Below are 2577 nucleotides of genomic sequence, written 5' to 3'. Positions count from 1 at the left end.
ATTTCTTCGTTTTATTAACGAACTTCCCATATATAGGGTGTTTTTCTTTCCATTTTACAGCAACGGTGACGGTTTTATCCATCTTATTGCTGAAAACGACCCCGATTCTTTCTTTCCTTAAATTTCTCGTTTCCATTCTGTCAATTATTGATCATTTTTCAACTCTCTTGCACGCAGTTCCGTATGGATACGGGCAATGTTCCTGCGCTTGTCCTTTAATAAGCCTGAATTATCGAGAGGAGTAATGGTGTGGTTGATACGCAACTGCGTGAGTGCGAGCACTTCAGCATCCAACCTTTCCTTCAGGTCTTTATCGGATAGTTCCCTTAATTCTTCTTGTTTCTTCATCTCACCTTACGATTTTTGCTCATAATTATAATCTCTTCTCACCACGAATTTAGTGGTAACCGGCAATTTCTGAGCCGCTAAACGCAAAGCCTCCTTGGCCACGTCGAAAGGTACTCCTTCAATCTCGAAAAGGATTCTTCCGGGGGTAACGGGTGCCACAAATCCTTCGGGATTACCTTTACCCTTACCCATACGCACTTCGGCAGGCTTTTTGGTGATAGGCTTATCGGGGAAAATACGTACCCAAACCTGTCCCTGACGCTGCATATAGCGTGTTACGGCGATACGCGCAGCTTCGATCTGACGTCCGGTAATCCATTTAGATTCCAGTGATTTAATGCCGAAAGAGCCAAACGCCAGCTGGTTGCCCCGTCCGGCAACACCTTTCATACGGCCTTTCTGCTGCCTTCTAAATTTTGTTTTCTTTGGCTGTAACATATTCTCTTCAATTAAGCATTGTTTTTATTTCTTCTGCGTCTGCCACCCCTGCCACCGCCTTCGTTGCGGTTGCCGCCACGATTACCGCCGCCGCTATTACCACCACCGCGGTTTTCCTTGGAAGTGGCGAATGAAGGAGCAAGGTCTTTCTTGCCATATATTTCACCGCGACAGATCCATACTTTAATCCCGATCAGGCCCACCTTGGTGAGGGCTTCTGCCTGTGCATAATCAATGTCGGCACGGAAAGTGTGGAGCGGAGTCCTTCCTTCCTTGTACATTTCCGAACGGGCCATTTCAGCTCCGTTCAAACGGCCTGACACCTGGATCTTGATCCCCTCGGCCCCCATCCGCATGGTAGAAGCGATGGCCATCTTCACGGCACGGCGATAGGCGATCTTGCCTTCGATCTGACGCGCCACGTTGTTGGCAACGATCACTGCGTCGAGTTCCGGCTTCTTGATCTCGAATATATTGATCTGGATATCTTTATCGGTGATCTTCATCAACTCTTCTTTCAACTTGTCGACCTCCTGGCCTCCCTTACCGATAATGATACCGGGGCGGGCCGTACAAATGGTGATCGTCACGAGTTTCAGTGTTCTCTCAATCACGATGCGGGATACACTTGCTTTGGCAAGACGGGCATTCAAATATTTGCGGATCTTGCTGTCTTCCAGCAAAATGTCGCCATAATTATTTCCGCCGTACCAGTTAGAGTCCCATCCCTTGATGATCCCTAAACGATTTGCTATCGGATTTACTTTTTGTCCCATCTTCTTAGTTTTGTTCTTGTTCTTCTTTTTTGAATGTATCTACCACGATCGTCACGTGATTGGAGCGTTTACGGATCCTATACCCGCGTCCCTGCGGTGCAGGACGAAGCCGTTTCAGCGTGGCGCCTTCATCTACGGATATGGTCTTGATATACAATTCGCCGGTTTCGGCTTTGCGTTCGTTCTTCTGTTCCCAGTTAGCGATGGCCGAGAGCAACAGTTTCTCAACCTTGCCCGAAGCTTCCTTGTTGGAGAATTTCAAAACACCCAATGCTTTAAACACTTCCATGCCGCGCACCATATCTGCTACATAACGCATTTTACGGGGCGAACTGGGAACGTTTTTCAACACCGCGAAAGAAACCTCTTTACGCTCTTGTTTTCTTTGTTCGGCTGATATTCTTTTTCTAGCACTCATCTCTTTTTCTGTTTTTTATTTCGTTAAGCGCCCCGATCTTATTTCTTGCGGTTACCTGCGTGACCGCGGAATGTGCGGGTTACGGCAAATTCGCCAAGCTTGTGTCCCACCATATTTTCAGTCACATACACAGGAATGAATTTGTTCCCGTTATGTACGGCAATGGTGTGTCCCACAAAATCAGGTGATATCATCGAAGCGCGCGCCCAGGTCTTGATCACGGTTTTCTTGCCGCTCTCATTCATGGCGTTCACTTTTTTCTCTAATTTCAGATTGATATACGGACCCTTCTTTAATGATCTGCTCATAGTTGTGTATTAATATTAATCAGATTACTTCTTTTTTCTTCTCTCTACGATGTATTTCGAAGAATGTTTTTTAGGCGCTCTTGTTTTCAAGCCCTTTGAATATAAGCCTTTGGCCGATCTGGGATGGCCTCCCGACGCGCGACCTTCTCCACCACCCATCGGGTGATCGACCGGGTTTTTCACCACACCACGGGTGCGGGGACGACGTCCGAGCCAACGAGAACGACCGGCTTTACCTGATTGTTCCAGAGCATGGTCCGAATTACCAACACTTCCAATAGTAGCTTTA

The 2577-nt window shown here is 47.1% G+C and carries 6 protein-coding genes and 1 pseudogene; all 7 read right to left on the bottom strand.

Translation table 11 applies throughout. The annotated features are described in order from the left end of the window. Window positions 1-136 (bottom strand): 30S ribosomal protein S17 (gene rpsQ / locus ABV001_RS03880; RefSeq protein WP_502929837.1); only part of this gene is annotated, 136 nt, incomplete at its 3' end. 8 nt (window positions 137-144) lie between these two features. Continuing rightward, the gene (gene rpmC, locus ABV001_RS03875) at window positions 145-348 is read right to left on the bottom strand and encodes a 50S ribosomal protein L29 (protein WP_352421611.1); all 204 of its coding nucleotides are present in this window, start codon (window positions 346-348) and stop codon (window positions 145-147) included. A gap of 6 nt (window positions 349-354) precedes the next feature. Then, window positions 355-786: a 50S ribosomal protein L16 gene (rplP, locus tag ABV001_RS03870; RefSeq protein ID WP_352421610.1), complete on the bottom strand. Its 432-nt coding sequence runs from the start codon at window positions 784-786 to the stop codon at window positions 355-357. 11 nt (window positions 787-797) lie between these two features. Next, window positions 798-1562: a 30S ribosomal protein S3 gene (gene rpsC / locus ABV001_RS03865; protein ID WP_294083662.1), complete on the bottom strand. Its 765-nt coding sequence runs from the start codon at window positions 1560-1562 to the stop codon at window positions 798-800. 4 nt (window positions 1563-1566) lie between these two features. After that, window positions 1567-1980, bottom strand: coding sequence for a 50S ribosomal protein L22 (gene rplV / locus ABV001_RS03860; protein ID WP_076929081.1), 414 nt, complete (start codon window positions 1978-1980; stop codon window positions 1567-1569). A gap of 38 nt (window positions 1981-2018) precedes the next feature. Beyond that, window positions 2019-2288, bottom strand: a complete 270-nt coding sequence (gene rpsS / locus ABV001_RS03855; protein ID WP_294083658.1) for a 30S ribosomal protein S19 — start codon at window positions 2286-2288, stop codon at window positions 2019-2021. A 24-nt stretch (window positions 2289-2312) separates the two neighbouring features. Further along, window positions 2313-2577: pseudogene (gene rplB / locus ABV001_RS03850) on the bottom strand (50S ribosomal protein L2); the annotation flags it as partial.

It is taken from the genome of Proteiniphilum sp., from assembly GCF_040307845.1.
Classification (GTDB): domain Bacteria; phylum Bacteroidota; class Bacteroidia; order Bacteroidales; family Dysgonomonadaceae; genus Proteiniphilum.
This window is presented reverse-complemented; position numbering and strand designations above follow the sequence as displayed.

Bases quoted from the DNA above. Each gene is read 5' to 3' on its own strand.
- rpsC (WP_294083662.1), bottom strand. From the start codon at position 1,562: ATGGGACAAAAAGTAAATCCGATAGCAAATCGTTTAGGGATCATCAAG.
- rpmC (WP_352421611.1), bottom strand. From the start codon at position 348: ATGAAGAAACAAGAAGAATTAAGGGAACTATCCGATAAAGACCTGAAG.
- rplP (WP_352421610.1), bottom strand. From the start codon at position 786: ATGTTACAGCCAAAGAAAACAAAATTTAGAAGGCAGCAGAAAGGCCGT.
- rpsS (WP_294083658.1), bottom strand. From the start codon at position 2,288: ATGAGCAGATCATTAAAGAAGGGTCCGTATATCAATCTGAAATTAGAG.
- rplV (WP_076929081.1), bottom strand. From the start codon at position 1,980: ATGAGTGCTAGAAAAAGAATATCAGCCGAACAAAGAAAACAAGAGCGT.